The organism is Streptomyces sp. NPDC049915 (assembly GCF_040656475.1).
Taxonomy (GTDB): Bacteria; Actinomycetota; Actinomycetes; order Streptomycetales; family Streptomycetaceae; genus Streptomyces.
On record NZ_JBFAMH010000009.1, the window covers coordinates 165823 to 182130 of the forward strand.

At 68.9% G+C, this 16308-nt stretch carries 16 protein-coding genes and 1 tRNA gene; 7 read left to right on the forward strand and 10 right to left on the reverse strand.

Annotation, left to right across the window (positions count from 1 at the left end):
• Window positions 1-42: 42 nt before the first annotated feature.
• The 3 genes from AB0J12_RS18155 to AB0J12_RS18165 form a co-directional block, all read right to left on the reverse strand.
• Window positions 43-693 (reverse strand): TetR/AcrR family transcriptional regulator, encoded by a 651-nt coding sequence (locus AB0J12_RS18155; RefSeq protein WP_363265291.1) that lies wholly within the window; start codon window positions 691-693, stop codon window positions 43-45.
• Window positions 694-851: 158 nt separating this feature from the next.
• On the reverse strand, window positions 852-1115 hold the full coding sequence (locus AB0J12_RS18160) for a tetratricopeptide repeat protein (RefSeq protein ID WP_363265292.1): 264 nt from the start codon (window positions 1113-1115) through the stop codon (window positions 852-854).
• A gap of 186 nt (window positions 1116-1301) precedes the next feature.
• A tRNA-Leu gene (locus AB0J12_RS18165) sits at window positions 1302-1385 on the reverse strand.
• A 510-nt stretch (window positions 1386-1895) separates the two neighbouring features.
• Here AB0J12_RS18165 and AB0J12_RS18170 point away from each other — a divergent pair.
• From AB0J12_RS18170 to pknB, 6 genes are all read left to right on the forward strand, one after another.
• Window positions 1896-2789 (forward strand): DUF3662 and FHA domain-containing protein, encoded by an 894-nt coding sequence (locus AB0J12_RS18170; protein WP_363265293.1) that lies wholly within the window; start codon window positions 1896-1898, stop codon window positions 2787-2789.
• A 10-nt stretch (window positions 2790-2799) separates the two neighbouring features.
• On the forward strand, window positions 2800-3309 hold the full coding sequence (locus AB0J12_RS18175) for an FHA domain-containing protein (RefSeq protein ID WP_363265294.1): 510 nt from the start codon (window positions 2800-2802) through the stop codon (window positions 3307-3309).
• Window positions 3310-3449: 140 nt separating this feature from the next.
• Window positions 3450-4994 carry a Stp1/IreP family PP2C-type Ser/Thr phosphatase gene (locus AB0J12_RS18180; RefSeq protein ID WP_363265295.1) on the forward strand — a complete coding sequence of 515 codons (1545 nt, stop codon included), beginning with the start codon at window positions 3450-3452 and terminating at the stop codon, window positions 4992-4994.
• A gap of 27 nt (window positions 4995-5021) precedes the next feature.
• Window positions 5022-6458: an FtsW/RodA/SpoVE family cell cycle protein gene (locus AB0J12_RS18185; protein WP_363265296.1), complete on the forward strand. Its 1437-nt coding sequence runs from the start codon at window positions 5022-5024 to the stop codon at window positions 6456-6458.
• Complete coding sequence (locus AB0J12_RS18190; RefSeq protein WP_363265297.1) at window positions 6455-7939, forward strand: penicillin-binding protein 2; 1485 nt, start codon at window positions 6455-6457, stop codon at window positions 7937-7939. The genes AB0J12_RS18185 and AB0J12_RS18190 overlap by 4 nt, the downstream gene beginning before the upstream one ends.
• Window positions 7940-8108: 169 nt before the next feature.
• Window positions 8109-10097 carry a Stk1 family PASTA domain-containing Ser/Thr kinase gene (gene pknB / locus AB0J12_RS18195; RefSeq protein ID WP_363265298.1) on the forward strand — a complete coding sequence of 663 codons (1989 nt, stop codon included), beginning with the start codon at window positions 8109-8111 and terminating at the stop codon, window positions 10095-10097.
• Window positions 10098-10182: 85 nt separating this feature from the next.
• Here the strand turns inward: pknB and AB0J12_RS18200 are convergent, their stop codons facing one another.
• From AB0J12_RS18200 to AB0J12_RS18220, 5 genes are all read right to left on the reverse strand, one after another.
• Window positions 10183-10923: a class E sortase gene (locus AB0J12_RS18200; protein ID WP_363265299.1), complete on the reverse strand. Its 741-nt coding sequence runs from the start codon at window positions 10921-10923 to the stop codon at window positions 10183-10185.
• 11 nt (window positions 10924-10934) lie between these two features.
• Entirely contained in the window at window positions 10935-12062 is a 1128-nt protein-coding gene (locus AB0J12_RS18205; RefSeq protein ID WP_363265300.1) for a class E sortase, read from the reverse strand.
• The gene (locus AB0J12_RS18210) at window positions 12059-12697 is read right to left on the reverse strand and encodes an aminodeoxychorismate/anthranilate synthase component II (protein ID WP_363265301.1); all 639 of its coding nucleotides are present in this window, start codon (window positions 12695-12697) and stop codon (window positions 12059-12061) included. The genes AB0J12_RS18205 and AB0J12_RS18210 overlap by 4 nt, the downstream gene beginning before the upstream one ends.
• Window positions 12694-12855, reverse strand: coding sequence for a hypothetical protein (locus AB0J12_RS18215; RefSeq protein ID WP_363265302.1), 162 nt, complete (start codon window positions 12853-12855; stop codon window positions 12694-12696). Before AB0J12_RS18215 ends, AB0J12_RS18210 begins: the two co-directional genes overlap by 4 nt.
• A 163-nt stretch (window positions 12856-13018) precedes the next feature.
• Window positions 13019-13801, reverse strand: a complete 783-nt coding sequence (locus AB0J12_RS18220) for a DUF881 domain-containing protein (protein ID WP_363265303.1) — start codon at window positions 13799-13801, stop codon at window positions 13019-13021.
• A 140-nt stretch (window positions 13802-13941) separates the two neighbouring features.
• Between AB0J12_RS18220 and crgA the strand changes: the two genes are divergently transcribed.
• Window positions 13942-14196 carry a cell division protein CrgA gene (gene crgA, locus AB0J12_RS18225; RefSeq protein ID WP_363265304.1) on the forward strand — a complete coding sequence of 85 codons (255 nt, stop codon included), beginning with the start codon at window positions 13942-13944 and terminating at the stop codon, window positions 14194-14196.
• Between the two features lie 281 nt (window positions 14197-14477).
• Here the strand turns inward: crgA and AB0J12_RS18230 are convergent, their stop codons facing one another.
• Both AB0J12_RS18230 and AB0J12_RS18235 read right to left on the reverse strand, forming a co-directional pair.
• Window positions 14478-15374 carry a rhomboid family intramembrane serine protease gene (locus tag AB0J12_RS18230; protein WP_363265305.1) on the reverse strand — a complete coding sequence of 299 codons (897 nt, stop codon included), beginning with the start codon at window positions 15372-15374 and terminating at the stop codon, window positions 14478-14480.
• Window positions 15375-15517: 143 nt separating this feature from the next.
• Window positions 15518-16051, reverse strand: a complete 534-nt coding sequence (locus AB0J12_RS18235) for a peptidylprolyl isomerase (protein ID WP_363265306.1) — start codon at window positions 16049-16051, stop codon at window positions 15518-15520.
• Window positions 16052-16308: the final 257 nt, after the last annotated feature.

A 16308-nucleotide genomic window follows, 5' to 3' on the forward strand; every position in this document is an offset into this window, starting at 1 on the left:
CGAGAGCCGGCACCGTACGGCGCATCGGCGAGTACGCGCGCGTCAGGGCCATACGGCGTCATGACTGTCCCGGATCAAGGTCCAGGCCAGGTGCGAGAGCTGGTCGACGGCGGCCTCCTCGTCCTGCCCGGGGGCGTCGAACTCGCCCTGCGCCCAGTGCGCGATGAGCGCGACCAGGCCTCCGCTGACGTAATGAGCGCGTACCAGGAGATCAGCGCGTGCGCCCGGCCCGGTCTCGGCACCGGCGTCGTCGGTGAGCTGCTCGAACCAGGCCTGGGCGAGCCGGCGCTGAAGACGCGCGGAGAACCGGGAGCTGCCGTCCTCGCCCAGCATGCGGGCGTACAGCGGCCGGTGCCGGTCGACGTGGGCGAAGAGGTTGCGCAGGTGCCCGGGCACGAGGTCCTGCTCGGACGTGCCCAGGCCCGCTGCCGCGGTCGGCCGGCAGGCGCGCACGGCGTCCACGATGCCGCTCATGGTGCTGTCCGTGGCGTCGAGCAGCAGGTCGTCCCGGTCCTTGTAGTGCAGGTACACGGTCGCCCGGTTGACCTCGGCCCGCTCGGCGATGTCGGCCATCGTGACCGTGTCGAGGTCCTGTTCGGTCGCCAGGGCCAGGACGGCGTCACGCAGCTGCGCCCTCGTCTTGCGGGCGCGCGGGTCCCGGGAGGCACCGCGGGTGCTTGACACGTTCGGCATGGCACCCAGTTTCCACGACACGCGACGTCAAAACAGCACCTGTCGTCTAAGCGATGGGTGTCGTACACCTCTCTACACGCATACACCCGCTCGGCGCGACCGGCATCCGCCCCTCCTGCCCACCTGGAGCGCCATCATCGAACGGCTCGGCTGACCGGTCAGTGGCCGTAGGAAGGCGTCATGGCCGCCGCGATCCGCAAGTGGACGGCGGCCTCGTCGCCCCGGCCCTGCCGCTCCAGCGCGCGCGCCAGCAGCAGCCTGGCGTACGAGTCGTCGGGCCCCTCGGCGACCAGCTCTTCCAGCATCCGCACGGCGCGCCCGAGCTGCGCGGAGCGGAAGCAGGCGCGTGCGGCCAGCAGGCGCACCCCGCGGGTCACCGAGGTCCAGCAGCGCGTCGCGTCTGCCCAGACTTCGACTCTCATGATCCGACGGTATTCAACACGCGTCGTCTAAGCAACACATGTCGTTGAAATCCGGCCAGGCTCCTCAAAGCAACGGCACACGGCCACGTGAGATGGCTCACCCACCGTGCCGACACACGAAAACGAGAAACGGGCCCCTGCGGTGACTTCCGTCACCACAGAGACCCGTTCCCCGGTATCTCTTTGTGCGCGAGGGGGGAGTTGAACCCCCACGCCCTTTCGGGCACTGGAACCTGAATCCAGCGCGTCTGCCTATTCCGCCACCCGCGCATTGGGTGTGTCCTCGGGCTCCGTTCCTTTCGGCCCGGCGCCTTCCGACACCCAGAACATTAGCACGCCGTACGGGGTGGATTCACATCCCTTCCCGCGGCCCCCCAGCCACTCCCCGGCGGGCACTGCGGCCGATGCCCGCATCCCTCTGAGCAGCGCCCCGAGCTCCCCACACTCCCGAAACCGCCCCCCGCGCCCCGCAGGTCTCGGCCTCACCCCCGGCACGTATCAACCTCGTACCGGTCCGTGCCGTCCCCCCTTCAAGCGGAGGGAGCGCACAGCAGGGTGCGGGACACTGGTTTGCGGCCGCCTCTACGATCCTGGGCAGAAGTACCCCGCAAGGGGTACGAGGCATCAGGAACGCACCGAGGCGTCGACACCCGTCGACCGGGCCGACAGGGGGAACCAGCCGATCGACCGGCGCGTGGATACGATCAGTAAGCAGTACCAGGTAGGGCAGTACCCGCACCGCGGGCAGCAGGACGGCAGGAACGACGGAGGAGGTGCCCCATGGGAGTCCTGAAGAAGTTCGAGCAGCGTCTCGAAGGTCTGGTCAACGGCACCTTCGCCAAGGTCTTCAAGTCCGAGGTCCAGCCCGTGGAGATCGCCGGTGCGCTCCAGCGTGAGTGCGACAACAACGCGACGATCTGGAACCGCGACCGCACCGTGGTCCCCAACGACTTCATCGTCGAGCTCAGCACGCCGGACCACGAGCGGCTGAGCCCCTACTCCGGGCAGCTCGGCGACGAACTCGCCGGGATGGTGCGCGACTACGCCAAGCAGCAGCGCTACACCTTCATGGGCCCGATCAAGGTCCATCTGGAGAAGGCCGACGATCTCGACACCGGTCTGTACCGGGTCCGCAGCCGCACGCTCGCCTCGTCCAGCAGCCAGCAGGCGCCGGGCGCGCCCGCGGCCGCCGGACAGGCCGGCGCGCAGCAGCAGGGCGGCTACGGCTACCCGCAGCCCGGCCGGCCGGCCGCGCACGGAGCGCCCGGTGCGCCCGCCGCGGCGCCCCCCATGCCGTCCGCCCCGCCGCCCGGCGCCCGCCCCGGCGGGTACGGCTATCCGCAGCCGGCGAGCCCGCAGCGGCCGACGGCCGCCGCACCGGCATCCGGCGGACGCACCCGCTACTGGATCGAGATCAACGGCACCCGCCACCAGATCTCCCGCCCGACGCTCGTGCTGGGCCGCAGCACCGACGCCGACGTGCGGATCGACGACCCCGGCGTGAGCCGCCGGCACTGCGAGATCCGGACCGGAACGCCCTCGACGATCCAGGATCTCGGATCCACCAACGGCATCGTGGTGGACGGACAGCACACCACCCGCGCTACGCTCCGCGACGGCTCGCGGATCGTCGTGGGCAGCACCACCGTTATCTATAGGCAAGCCGAAGGGTGAAGCGGGGGCAATGTCAGAGCTGACCCTCACGGTCATGCGGCTGGGTTTCCTGGCCGTCCTGTGGCTGTTCGTGATCGTGGCCGTGCAGGTCATCCGCAGCGACCTGTTCGGAACGCGCGTGACTCAGCGCGCAGCCCGGCGGGACGCCGGACGGCCGCAGCAGGCCCAGCGGCAGGCGCCGCCGCAGCAGCGCCAGCAGCAGGGCGGCGGCCGCCAGCGCCGTAACGCCCCCACCAAACTCGTCGTGACCGAGGGCACCCTCACCGGCACCACCGTCGCGCTGCAGGGCCAGACCATCACTCTGGGCCGGGCGCACGACTCCACGATCGTGCTGGACGACGACTACGCCTCCAGCCGCCATGCCAGGATCTACCCGGACCAGGGCGGGCAGTGGATCGTCGAGGACCTGGGCTCCACCAACGGCACGTACCTCGACCGGACGCGGCTGACGACCCCGACGCCGATCCCGCCGGGTGCGCCGATCCGCATCGGCAAGACCGTCATCGAGCTGCGGAAGTAGTGCTACGTCATGAATGAGCGCGAACGGAGCGAGCACGCAGCGGCGGTTCACACCCCGGACCCCGGCGCGCTCCCGACCGGAGGGTGGGCAGTGTGGCTCGACACGACCGGCTGCATGCGGAGCCGACGGGCGAGGTGGGCATGAGTCTGTCACTGCGCTTCGCCGCCGGATCGCACAAAGGGATGATCCGCGAGGGCAACGAGGACTCCGGCTACGCGGGTCCGCGGCTCCTCGCGATCGCCGACGGCATGGGCGGCCAGGCGGCCGGTGAGGTCGCCTCCTCCGAGGTGATCTCCACCATCGTCGCCCTCGACGACGACATCCCCGGCTCCGACATCCTCACCGCGCTCGGTACGGCCGTGCAGCGCGCCAACGACCAGCTGCGGCAGATGGTCGAGGAGGACCCGTCGCTTGAGGGCATGGGCACCACGCTCACCGCCCTGCTGTGGACGGGCCGGCGCCTGGGACTGGTGCACGTCGGCGACTCCCGCGCCTACCTGCTGCGCGACGGCGTGCTCACGCAGATCACACAGGACCACACCTGGGTGCAGCGCCTGGTCGACGAGGGCCGGATCACCGAGGAAGAGGCCACCACCCACCCGCAGCGCTCCCTGCTGATGCGCGCCCTCGGCAGCGGCGACCACGTCGAGCCGGACCTGTCGATCCGCGAGGTGCGGGCCGGCGACCGCTATCTGATCTGCTCCGACGGGCTGTCCGGAGTCGTCTCCCACCAGACGATGGAGGACACCCTCGCCAGCTACCAGGGCCCGCAGGAGACCGTGCAGCAGCTGATCGAGCTGGCGCTGCGCGGCGGCGGCCCCGACAACATCACCGTGATCGTCGCCGACGTCCTGGACCTGGACACCGGTGACACGCTCGCCGGGCAGCTGTCCGACACCCCGGTCGTGGTCGGCGCGGTCGCCGAGAACCAGCACCACCAGCACGACAACGGCATCATGCAGACGCCCGCCGGCCGCGCCTCCGGTCTGGGCCGGCACGCCGCGCCCGGTGGCGGCGGTGAGTTCGGCCCGCCCGGCTCGGGCGCCACCACCGGCTTCATCCCGGCCGGCAGCTTCGGCGACTGGGACGAGGACGACTTCGCCAAGCCGCGCAAGAGCCGTAAGTGGATCAAGAGATCGCTGTACTCGGTGCTGGCGCTGGCCGTCATCGGCGGCGGCCTGTACGGCGGCTGGCGCTGGACACAGACGCAGTACTACGTCGGCAGCAACGACGAGCACGTCGCCCTGTACCGCGGTATCAACCAGGACCTGGCCTGGGTGTCGCTCTCGAAGGTCGAGAAGGACCACCCCGAGATCGAACTCAAGTACCTGCCGCCCTACCAGCAGAAGCTGGTCACGAAGACGATCGTGGAAAGCGACCTGGCGAGCGCGCGGAAGAAGATCGACGAGCTCGCCCTGCAGGCCTCCGCCTGCAAGAAGCAGGCCGAACGCAACGCCGCCGAGAACGAGCACACCCCGAAGACGGGGCAGGGCGAAGCCGGGGGCACCGCGGGGGGAACCACTCCCGCCTCCTTCACGTCCAAGGTCACGCCCAGCCCTTCGGCCACAGGAAAACCGGGCACGAAGGCCCCGTCCACCTCACCGACCCCCACCGCCAATCCCAGCCCCGGCCCCAGCCTCTCGGAGGAAGAGCAGAAGGTCGTCTCGCTGTGCGGTAAGCAGTAGGCAAGCCGTGAGAGGCCCTGTCACACGATGAGCAGTACTACCAACACGTCGTCGCACCACACGTCCACGATCGGCGCCATCGGCGCACCGAGCCGGCGCAACACCGAGCTCGCGCTGCTGGTGTTCGCCGTCGTCATCCCGGTGTTCGCCTACGCCAACGTCGGGCTCGCGATCAACGACGAGGTGCCCGCCGGTCTGCTGAGCTACGGCCTGGGCCTCGGCCTGCTGGCCGGCGTCGCCCATCTCGTCGTCCGCAAGTTCGCGCCGTACGCGGACCCCCTGCTGCTGCCGCTGGCCACGCTGCTCAACGGCCTCGGCCTGGTGGTCATCTGGCGGCTGGACCAGTCGAAACTGCTGCAGTCCATCAAGCAGGCCGGCACCGCGGCGCCACGGCAGCTGTTGTACACGGCATTGGGCATCGCGCTGTTCATCGTCGTGCTGATCTTCCTCAAGGACCACCGCGTCCTGCAGCGCTACACCTACATCTCCATGGTCGGCGCGCTGTTCCTGCTGCTGCTGCCGCTGGTGCCGGGCCTCGGCCAGAACATCTACGGCGCGAAGATCTGGATCTCCGTGGCCGGCTTCTCCATCCAGCCAGGTGAGTTCGCCAAGATCGTGCTGGCGGTGTTCTTCGCCGGCTATCTGATGGTGAAGAGGGACGCGCTCGCTCTCGCCAGCCGCCGCTTCATGGGCCTGTACCTGCCGCGTGGCCGTGACCTCGGCCCGATCCTGGTGGTCTGGTTCATCTCCATCCTCATCCTGGTCTTCGAGACCGACCTCGGTACCTCCCTGCTGTTCTTCGGCATGTTCGTGATCATGCTGTACGTCGCCACCGAGCGGACCAGCTGGATCGTCTTCGGTCTGCTGATGTCCGGCGCCGGCGCGGTCGGCGTCGCGAGCTTCGAGCCGCACGTCCAGCAGCGTGTCCAGGCCTGGCTCGACCCGATGAAGGAGTACACGCTCTCCCGGCAGGGCGCCGCCGGTCACTCCGAGCAGGCGATGCAGGCGCTGTGGGCGTTCGGCTCCGGCGGCACCCTCGGCTCCGGCCTCGGCCAGGGCCACAGCGACCTGATCCGGTTCGCCGCCAACTCCGACTTCATCCTCGCCACCTTCGGCGAGGAGCTGGGCCTGGCCGGCCTGATGGCGCTGCTGCTGATCTACGGCCTGATCGTGGAGCGCGGCGTGCGCACCGCCCTCGCCGCCCGCGACCCGTTCGGCAAGCTGCTCGCCATCGGCCTGTCCGGCGCGTTCGCGCTGCAGGTGTTCGTCGTCGCCGGCGGTGTGATGGGTCTCATCCCGCTGACCGGTATGACGATGCCCTTCCTGGCGTACGGCGGTTCCTCCGTCATCGCCAACTGGGCCCTGATCGGGATCCTGATCCGGATCAGCGACACCGCGCGCCGCCCGGCACCCGCGCCCGCCAGCAACCCCGACGCCGAGATGACCCAGGTGGTCCGTCCGTGAACAAGCCCCTGCGCCGCATCGCGATCTTCTGCGGTCTGCTGGTCCTCACCCTGCTCATCCGGGACAACTGGCTGCAGTACGTGAAGGCCGACTCGCTGGCCACCGACGACAAGAACCGCCGCGTCACCATCGCCCGCTACTCCACTCCGCGCGGTGACATCATCGTCGGCGGCAACCCGATCACCGGCTCGGCGAAGACAAGCACGACCGGGCTGAACGACCTGGAGTACAAGCGCACCTACAAGAACGGCCCCATGTGGGCGCCGGTCACCGGGTACGCCTCGCAGGCCTTCGGCGCCAACCAGCTGGAGTCCATCGAGGACGGGATCCTCACCGGCACCGACGACCGGCTGTTCTTCCGCAACACCCTCGACATGGTCACCGGCAAGGAGAAGCAGGGCGGCAACGTCGTCACCACGCTCAACGCCGCCGCGCAGAAGGCCGCGTTCAACGGCCTGAAGAAGCGGGGCGGCAAGGGCGCCGTCGTCGCGCTGGACCCGGCCACCGGCAAGATCCTCGCGCTCGCCTCCTACCCGTCGTACGACCCGTCGGCCTTCGCCGGCAATTCCAACGACGACGCCCAGGCGTGGGACAAGCTCCAGAAGAAGAACAACCCCGCCGACCCGATGCTGAACCGGGCGCTGCGCGAGACCTACCCGCCGGGCTCCACGTTCAAGGTGGTCACGGCCGCGGCCGCGCTGGAGAACGGGCTCTACCCGGACGCGGACAGCAAGACGAACTCGCCGCTGCCGTGGATCATGCCGGGCACCACGACTCCGCTGAAGAACGAGGGCAACATCCCCTGCGAGAACGCGACCATGCGTGAGGCGCTGCGGGTCTCCTGCAACAGCGTCTTCGGCAAGATCGGCGCCGACCTCGGCAACGACAAGATGCTGGCGGAGGCGAAGAAGTTCGGCTTCGACGCGGAGCAGTTCACGCCGGTGCGCTCCAGCGCCTCCGTCTTCTCCGACGACATGAACAAGTCGCAGACCGCGCTGTCCTCCATCGGCCAGTACAACACCGCGGCCACTCCGCTGCAGATGGCCATGGTCGCCTCCGCGGTCGCCAACGACGGCAAGCTGATGAAGCCGTACATGGTCGACCAGCTGCAGACCTCCAACGTCGACCCGATCGAGCAGACCGACCCGAAGGAGCTGAGCCGGCCCCTGTCGGCGAAGAACGCGCAGATCCTTCAGTCGATGATGGAGACCGTCGTCAAGGACGGCACCGGCAAGAACGCCCAGATCGACGGCGTCACCGTCGGCGGCAAGACCGGCACCGCCCAGCACGGTGTGGAGAACAGCGAGAACCCCTACGCCTGGTTCCTCTCCTACGCCAAGCTCGCCGACGGCAGCTCGCCGGTCGCGGTCGCCGTGGTCGTCGAGGACGAGGCGGCCAACCGGGACGACATCTCCGGTGGCGGTCTCGCCGCCCCCATCGCGAAGAGCGTGATGGAGGCGGTCATCAACAGCAAGAAGTGACTCCGATCACGTCGTCTGCACATTGCCGCACGTTGCGATACCGGTCCTGTATCGGGTGACGGGCTTGGCCAGGTCACACAAACCGATCCGGGTACGGTAGGCCCGGACGACAGCCTCCGGCCGCACGGGCGTGCCGGTCGGGACCGATGGAGAGGGCTGGTAGGTAGCTATGGAAGAGCCGCGTCGCCTCGGCGGCCGGTACGAGCTGGGCCAGGTGCTCGGCCGTGGTGGCATGGCGGAGGTCTACCTCGCGCAGGACACCCGCCTCGGCCGCACGGTGGCGGTGAAGACGCTGCGCGCGGACCTCGCGCGCGACCCGTCCTTCCAGGCCCGCTTCCGCCGGGAGGCCCAGTCGGCCGCCTCGCTCAACCATCCCGCGATCGTCGCGGTCTACGACACGGGCGAGGATTACATCGACGGGGTCTCGATCCCGTACATCGTCATGGAGTACGTCGACGGCTCCACACTGCGTGAGCTGCTCCACTCCGGCCGCAAGCTGCTGCCGGAGCGGACCCTGGAGATGACCATCGGCATCCTCCAGGCCCTGGAGTACTCGCACCGGGCCGGCATCGTGCACCGCGACATCAAGCCGGCCAACGTCATGCTGACGCGCACCGGCCAGGTCAAGGTCATGGACTTCGGCATCGCCCGGGCCATGGGCGACTCCGGCATGACGATGACGCAGACCGCCGCGGTCATCGGCACCGCGCAGTACCTGTCGCCGGAGCAGGCCAAGGGCGAGCAGGTCGACGCCCGCTCGGACCTGTACTCCACGGGCTGCCTGCTGTACGAGCTGCTCACGGTACGGCCGCCGTTCGTCGGTGACTCCCCCGTGGCCGTGGCCTACCAGCACGTACGGGAAGAGCCGCAGGCCCCCTCGGTCTTCGACCCCGAGATCACGCCGGAGATGGACGCGATCGTCCTGAAGGCGCTGGTCAAGGACCCGAACTACCGGTACCAGTCGGCCGACGAGATGCGCGCCGACATCGAGGCCTGCCTCGACGGCCAGCCGGTCGCCGCCACCGCCGCCATGGGTTCGGTGGCCTACGGCGGCTACCCCGACGAGCAGCCGACGACCGCCCTGCGCGCGGACGGGCCGGGCGGGGCGACGACGATGCTGCCGCCGATGCACCCGGACGACGGCGGCTACGGCTACGACGACCGCCCGGACCGGCGCCGCCAGAAGAAGTCCAACACGTCCACGATCCTGCTGGCCGTCGCGGCGATCCTGGTCCTGGTCGGCGCGATCCTGATCGGCAAGTACATCTTCACCGGCAAGGGCGTCGGCAACGACCAGGTGCCGGTGCCGCAGTTCGTCGGCCTCTCGCAGGCACAGGCGCAGAAGATCGCCGAGAACTCGGACCTGAAGCTGGCCACCACCGAGAAGCCCTGCGAGAACCAGGCCAAGGGCAACATCTGCTCGCAGGACCCGGACTACAAGACCGAGGTGGACAAGAACACCACCGTCAACGTCGTGGTGTCGACGGGCGCGCCGAAGGTGGCCGTGCCCAGCGTGCTCGGCAAGAGCTACGACGACGCCAAGGCGCTGCTGGAGGGCGACCAGTACCAGTTCAAGGTCGAGAAGAAGACCGAGATCTCGGCCGAGGAGCCGGGCAAGGTCCTCCATCAGGACCCCGAGCTCGGCGCCGAGGTCGAGAAGGGCTCCACGATCACCCTCACGGTGGCCAAGCCCGAGGAGAAGGCGACCGTCCCGGACGTCGTCAACCAGTCCTGCGACGCTGCCAAGGCCCAGATGCAGGCCAACAACCTCGTCGGCAATTGCACCGAGCAGGAGACCCAGGACCCGAACCAGGTCGGCAAGGTCATCTCGACCACGCCGGGGGTGGGCCAGGAGGTCACCAAGGGCTCCACGGTCCAGATCGTCGTCGGCAAGGCCCCTCAGAACCAGCAGACCCAGGTCCCGCCGGTGCAGAGCCAGAAGCTGAAGGACGCCAAGAAGGCCCTGAAGGACGCCGGTCTCGAGGTCGGCAACATCAACGGCTCCAACGACGACAACGCCATCGTCATCGGCTCCAACCCGCCCCAGGGCAGCACCGTGAACAAGGGGCAGACGGTCGACCTGTTCACCATGGGCGGCGGCAACAACGGCGGCAACAACGGTGGCGGCACACAGTTCTTCGGAGGCGTGACGGGCTAGCCCGCACGAAGCCCTGACCGCCCGCTGCCACGGCGAGAGCCCCGGCCCCCTCGGAGAGAGGGGACCGGGGCTCTGTCACGTGCGGTCAGCCGGCCAGTTCCTTCGGCGGGGTGCGGTCGCTGTCGACCTTGTCCACGCGGACCAGTTCGCCCCAGACGACATAGCGGTAGCGGGAGGTGTAGACGGGGGTGCAGGTCGTCAGGGTGATGTAGTGGCCCGGCTTGGCCTTGCCGGACTCCTTGGGGACCTGGCCGAGGACGTCGACGTTGTACTTCGACGTCTCGGGAAGGACGGCGTACACCTTGTAGACGAACCACTTGCCCTTCGTCTCGAAGACGATCGGGTCGCCCTGCTTCAGCTTGTCGATGTTGTGGAACTTCGCGCCGTGCCCGTCGCGGTGCGCGGCCAGGGTGAAGTTGCCGTCCTTGCCGGTCGTCGGCAGGGTCGCCTTGACCGGGTCGGTGTAGTAGCCGGCGACGCCGTCGTTGAGGACGTCCGTGGTGGTGCCCTTCTCGACCAGCACCTCGCCGTTCTTCATCGCGGGCACGTGCAGGAAGCCGATGCCGTCCTTGGTGTCGAGCGCCCCGGGCCCGGTGTCCTTCTGCGCCCAGTGCTCGCGGACCTTGTCCGCCTGCCGTCCGGCCGCCCGGTCGGCGACGACGTTGGTCCACCACAGCGAGTAGACGACGAACAGGCCGAGCACCAGGCCCGCTGTGATGAGGAGTTCACCGAAGACGCTCACCGCCATGGCGATCCGGCCGGTGCCCCGGCGACGCCGCGCCGGTGGAGGGGACGACGTCCCGGTGTCCTCTGCGGTCGCTGCCACTGTCCCTAGCCCTAACTGACGAGCGCATCCGGCTTGCCCTTGCTGCGCGGCCGTTCCTCGACCATCTTGCCCCAGACGATCAGCCGGTACTTGCTCGTGAACTCCGGCGTGCAGGTCGTGAGGGTGATGTATCGGCCCGGCGTGGTGAAGCCCGAGCCCGGCGGTACGGGTTCGAGCACCGTGGTGTTGCTGGGCGACGTCACCGGCAGCATCGACGTCATCTTGTACACGTAGTAGGTGTCCTGCGTCTCGACGACGACCTCGTCGCCGGGCTGGAGCCGGTTGATGTAGCGGAAGGGCTCGCCGTGCGTGTTGCGGTGGCCGGCCAGTCCGAAGTTGCCGGTCCTGTCGCCCGGCATCGCCGTCTTCAGCGGCTCCTCGCCGTAGTGGCCGACCATGCCTTTGTCGAGCACCCTCTTGGTGCTGACGCCCTCGGCGATCGGGACGACCACGTCCAGCTTGGGGATGTGCAGGATGGCGAAGCCCTGTCCCGGTTCGAAGGCGCCCGGGCTGCGTTTGCCGTTCGCCCAGTCCTGCTGGAGGCTGTTCGCCTCCCGGCCGGCCTGCGCATGGGCGCGCACGTTCGTCCACCACAGCTGGTAGGTGACGAACAGCAGCATCAGCACGCCGGTCGTGATGAACAGCTCCCCGATCACCCGGCTCGCGATGACGCCCGGGCCCGGCTTGCGGGCCCGGGCGAGCCGGCGCGCCTCGACCCGGGAGCGGGGAACGGGGCTGTGCTCGTCCTGTTGAGCGTCCTGCCCGGTCGCGGCGGCACCGTGCCGGCCCCCGCGGCGCCGCTTGGCGGCCTTCCTGCGGGCCGCCCGCCCGCCGGGTGTGACTCCGGTGCCTCCAGAGGCGGATGAGCCCTCAGAGGCGGATGTGGGGCCGCGCTCGCGCCCCCTTGCCGGTGGCTGCGCCACCCGCAGCGCCACGGTCTCGTCGTCGGCGGGCTGCACATAGGGTTCGTACCCCTCGGGCCCATGGCCCTCGGGCGCATACGTCTCCGGTCCGTACTCCGCGTTGACGTACACCCCGTCCCCGTACGCCCCGTCCTGCGTCCCGTACGGCGCCGTGCCGTAGGGCTCGTGCGGCACGGCGCCGTACGAGTCCTTGCGCTCGGGGCGCAGCGCGGTCACGCCGTGGCCCTGCCCACCACCGGGGCGAGCCCCGCCGACCTCGCCACCGCGCCCTGGTCGCCGCACTCCACAAGCCAGTTGGCCAGCATGCGGTGCCCGTGCTCGGTCAGCACCGACTCCGGGTGGAACTGCACACCCTCGACGGGCAGTTCACGGTGGCGCAGGCCCATGATGATCCCGTCCTGGGTACGGGCCGTGACCTCCAGTTCGGCCGGCACGGTCGGCGGCTCGGCCGCCAGCGAGTGGTAGCGGGTCGCGGTGAACGGGGAGGGCAGCCCGGCGAAGACGCCCCTGCCCTCGTGCTCGACCAGCGATGTCTTGCCGTGCAGCAGCTCGGGCGCCCGGTCCACCACTCCGCCGTACGCCACCTGCATCGACTGCATGCCCAGACAGACGCCGAAGACGGGGACGCCGGTCGCGGCGCAGTGCCGGACCATCTCGATGCAGACGCCGGCCTCCTCCGGCTTGCCCGGGCCCGGCGACAGCAGCACGCCGTCGAAGCCGTCCTGGGCGTGGGAGGTCGCCACCTCGTCGTTGCGCAGCACCTCGCACTCGGCGCCCAGCTGGTAGAGGTACTGGACCAGGTTGAAGACGAAGCTGTCGTAGTTGTCGACGACGAGAATGCGCGCGCTCACTGGTTGTCCACCGTCACATCGTTGAAGGGAAGCAGCGGTTCGGCCCACGGGAAGACGTACTGGAACAGCAGATAGACGACGGCCACGACGAGCACGATCGAGATCAGCGCCCGCACCAACGCGTTGCCCGGCAGATGCCGCCAGATCCAGCCGTACATGCCGTCCCTTCCGTTTCCCCACGGCACCAGACTCACGCCGTACCGGAACCAGACTAACGGCGCGGCGGCCCCGGATCCCGTGCGTCCACGAGGTACGTGCGCGAGGCGTGCCCGAGGTGGCAGGTTTCACGTGAAACCTGGGCGTGGGCCACGAGATGTGCGGCTACCGGTCCACGGGCTTGGCGTAGTGCAGGTCCACCGTGCCCGAGTAGCCCGGCAGCGTCACCGTCCCGTCCTCGGCGACCTTCCAGCCGAGACCGTAGACGTTCACGTAGACCATGTAGTTCTGGATCGCCGGCGACTCGGCGAGCGCCTTCTGCAGCCTCTCGGGGTCCCCGACCGCGGTGATCTTGTACGGCGGCGAGTAGACGCGGCCCTGGAGGATCAGGGTGTTGCCCACGCAGCGCACGGCACTGGTGGAGATCAGCCGCTGGTCCATCACCTTGATGCCCTTGGCGCCGCCCTGCCACAGGGCGTTCACCACCGCCTGCAGATCCTGCTGGTGGATCACGAGGTAGTCCGGCTGCGGCTCGGGATAGCCGGGCAGCTTGGCGGTGGCGTTCGGCGGGGCGTCGTTCAGCGTGACGGTGATCGCCTTGCCGGTGACCTTCTGGGTGCCGGCGCTCTTCTCCAGCCTCGCGAGCTTGTCGTCCTGCGCCTTGGTGCTGCCGTCGTCGCGTTCGGCCAGCGCCTCCACCTCACCGCGCAGCGTCGCGTTGGCGTCGTCCAGCTCCTTGTTCTTGCGGCTGCGTTCCTGGATGAGGTCGGACAACTTCAGCAAGGAGGTGTCCGTCCGGATATTGGTGCCCTTGGCCGTGTTGAAACTCGTGATGAAAAGGAGTCCGGCGAGGGCGAAGACGGCGATCGTGAGCACCCGCGCGGGCCGGAAACGGGGTCCGCGGGCAGGGCTGGATCCCGTCTGGGGAGAGTCGGCAGAATTGCTCAACGTACCCTTATCTCCTTCGGCGCCGCGGAAGCACTACGCTAACGGACGCCCGGGGGAGCACTCAGTGTCCCCAGTTCCGCTGCCCCGAGCCCGACCAGTTCCCTGCGCGGCCACGCAGCGCATCGACAGGAGAGACCCTCGTGCCGAAGTCACGTATCCGCAAGAAGGCCGACTTCACGCCGCCCCCGGCGAAGCAGGCAGCGACCATCAAGCTGGGCACCCGGGGCTGGGTCGCACCGGTCATGCTGGCGATGTTCCTGATCGGTCTGGCCTGGATCGTCGTCTTCTATGTGACCGACGGCTCCCTGCCCATCGACAGCCTGGACAACTGGAACATCGTGGTCGGATTCGGCTTCATCGCCGCCGGCTTCGGCGTCTCCACGCAGTGGAAGTAGCAGGGGAAGTACCGGCCACGGGCCGGTGAACTCAGCTCTGCCCACGGCTATCCGCTGAGTTATCCACAGGTCGTGCATTTATCCACACCCGGCCTGGGGAAAAGAAACGACGATCTGTGGATAACTCCTCGCGGCTTGACGCCGGTACGACTGACACACTGCTTGCCGCACATCTGTTCGCCCCCTGTCTGACCTGCGCAAATTCGGGTCGGTGACAGGGGGCACAGCTGTTCTGACGCGCTGTGCACAAGATCGGGCACCAGTTGTGGACAACCGGTCGCTCAGGTGAGCTGAGACGTTCTCAACAGGGTCATCACCACGACGACCGCGAGCACCACCGCACAGCTGCCGTACTGCACCAGCGCCCGCCGCTCCCGGGGCGCGTGCACCATGGCGTAACCGACGAGGACCCCGGCGACCAGACCGCCGATGTGGGCCTGCCAGGCGATGCCGCTGACCCCGAAGGTGATGACCAGGTTGATCGCGAGCAGCGCGATCACCGGCCGCATGTCGTAGTTGAGGCGGCGCATCAGCACCGCCGTCGCGCCGAAGAGTCCGAAGATCGCTCCGGAGGCGCCGAGGGACGGCTGGTTGGGTGCGGCGAGCAGATAGGTGAGCGCACTGCCGGCCAGCCCCGAGACGAAGTACAGGGCGAGATAGCGGATCCGGCCGAGGGCGGCCTCCAGCGGGCCGCCGATCCACCACAGGCTGAGCATGTTGAACAGGATGTGGACATAGCTGCCGTGCAGGAACATCGCGGTCAGCAGCCGGTACCACTGCCCTTCGGCGACGCCCTGCACAGCGCCGAGCGACGGAATATAGGCCTGTCCGAGGAGGAAGAAGCGCTCCTCGAAGTCGGCACCGACGGCCTTCTGTACGAGGAAGGCGGCCAGGCAGAGGCCGATCAGGATCTTGGTGATCAGACGGGGGTCCGCGGTGACGGTGCCGCCGGCGAGGGTGCGCGGGCGGGCCGCGGCCGTAGCCGCGCGGCCCTGGCGGCCGGACGGGCCGCGGACGCAGTCGGGGCACTGGAAGCCGACCGAGGCATCCACCATGCACTCCGGGCAGATCGGCCGCTCGCAGCGGGTGCAGCGGATGCCGGTCTGCCGGTCGGGGTGGCGGTAGCAGGTGGGCAGGCTGCTGCGCGCGTCCTGCGGGCTGCTCGGCGCCTGGTCCATGAGATCCCCTCGATCGTCGGTACGCGTCCGGTGCAACTCGGGTACGAAAGGAACCGCCCTGCTCATCCTTACGGACGAGCAGGGCGATTGGTTCCCTTCGGGAGCTGTCGGACGTCCGGCGCGTCCTCCTGCCGGATCCTCGCTCAGCCCTCGCGGGACTCCACGACGACCGACTCGATGACGACGTCCTGCAGCGGACGGTCGGTGCGCGGGTTGGTCTGCGCGGCGGCGATCGAGTCGACCACCTTCTGGCCGGCCTGGCCCGTGACCTCACCGAAGATGGTGTGCTTGCGGGTCAGCCACGCCGTCGGGGCGACGGTGATGAAGAACTGCGAGCCGTTGGTGCGCGGGCCGGCGTTGGCCATGGCCAGCAGGTAGGGCCGGTCGAAACGCAGGTCCGGGTGGAACTCGTCGTCGAACTGGTAGCCCGGGCCACCGGTGCCGTTGCCCAGCGGGTCGCCGCCCTGGATCATGAAGCCGCTGATCACCCGGTGGAAAATCGTCCCGTCGTAGAGCCTGGCCTTGCTCTTCTGGCCGGTCTCCGGGTGGACCCACTCACGCTCGCCCTGGGCGAGTTCGACGAAGTTCCTGACCGTGGCCGGCGCCTGGTCCTTGAAAAGCCGGATCTCGATGTCGCCGTGGTTGGTCTTCAGGGTGGCGTAGAGCTGCTCAGCCACGATGTGCCTTCCGTTGTCTTTCTGTGACTCCCCGATCCTCGCACGGTCCGCCCCCCGCGTCGCCTTCCTGAGGACAGGCACGGCTCTCGGCCACCCGGTTCGGTGGCGCGAAACGACCGAGTCCTGCGGGACGGGAGCGCGCCGGGCCGATCCGTGGCATTGTCGACGGCAAGCTCCCGTTGACCCGTTTTCGTCCGCTATTCGCCCGCGAGCGCGTTCTTCGGCACCCGGATGCGCGTCCCCGCATGCCGGAAAGC

Excerpts from the sequence above, each read along its gene's own strand:
- AB0J12_RS18170 (WP_363265293.1), top strand. The coding sequence starts at position 1,896 with ATGGGAGTCCTGAAGAAGTTCGAGCAGCGTCTCGAAGGTCTGGTCAAC.
- AB0J12_RS18180 (WP_363265295.1), top strand. The coding sequence starts at position 3,450 with ATGAGTCTGTCACTGCGCTTCGCCGCCGGATCGCACAAAGGGATGATC.
- AB0J12_RS18155 (WP_363265291.1), bottom strand. The coding sequence starts at position 693 with ATGCCGAACGTGTCAAGCACCCGCGGTGCCTCCCGGGACCCGCGCGCC.
- AB0J12_RS18175 (WP_363265294.1), top strand. The coding sequence starts at position 2,800 with ATGTCAGAGCTGACCCTCACGGTCATGCGGCTGGGTTTCCTGGCCGTC.
- AB0J12_RS18185 (WP_363265296.1), top strand. The coding sequence starts at position 5,022 with ATGAGCAGTACTACCAACACGTCGTCGCACCACACGTCCACGATCGGC.
- pknB (WP_363265298.1), top strand. The coding sequence starts at position 8,109 with ATGGAAGAGCCGCGTCGCCTCGGCGGCCGGTACGAGCTGGGCCAGGTG.
- AB0J12_RS18215 (WP_363265302.1), bottom strand. The coding sequence starts at position 12,855 with ATGTACGGCTGGATCTGGCGGCATCTGCCGGGCAACGCGTTGGTGCGG.
- AB0J12_RS18230 (WP_363265305.1), bottom strand. The coding sequence starts at position 15,374 with ATGGACCAGGCGCCGAGCAGCCCGCAGGACGCGCGCAGCAGCCTGCCC.
- AB0J12_RS18160 (WP_363265292.1), bottom strand. The coding sequence starts at position 1,115 with ATGAGAGTCGAAGTCTGGGCAGACGCGACGCGCTGCTGGACCTCGGTG.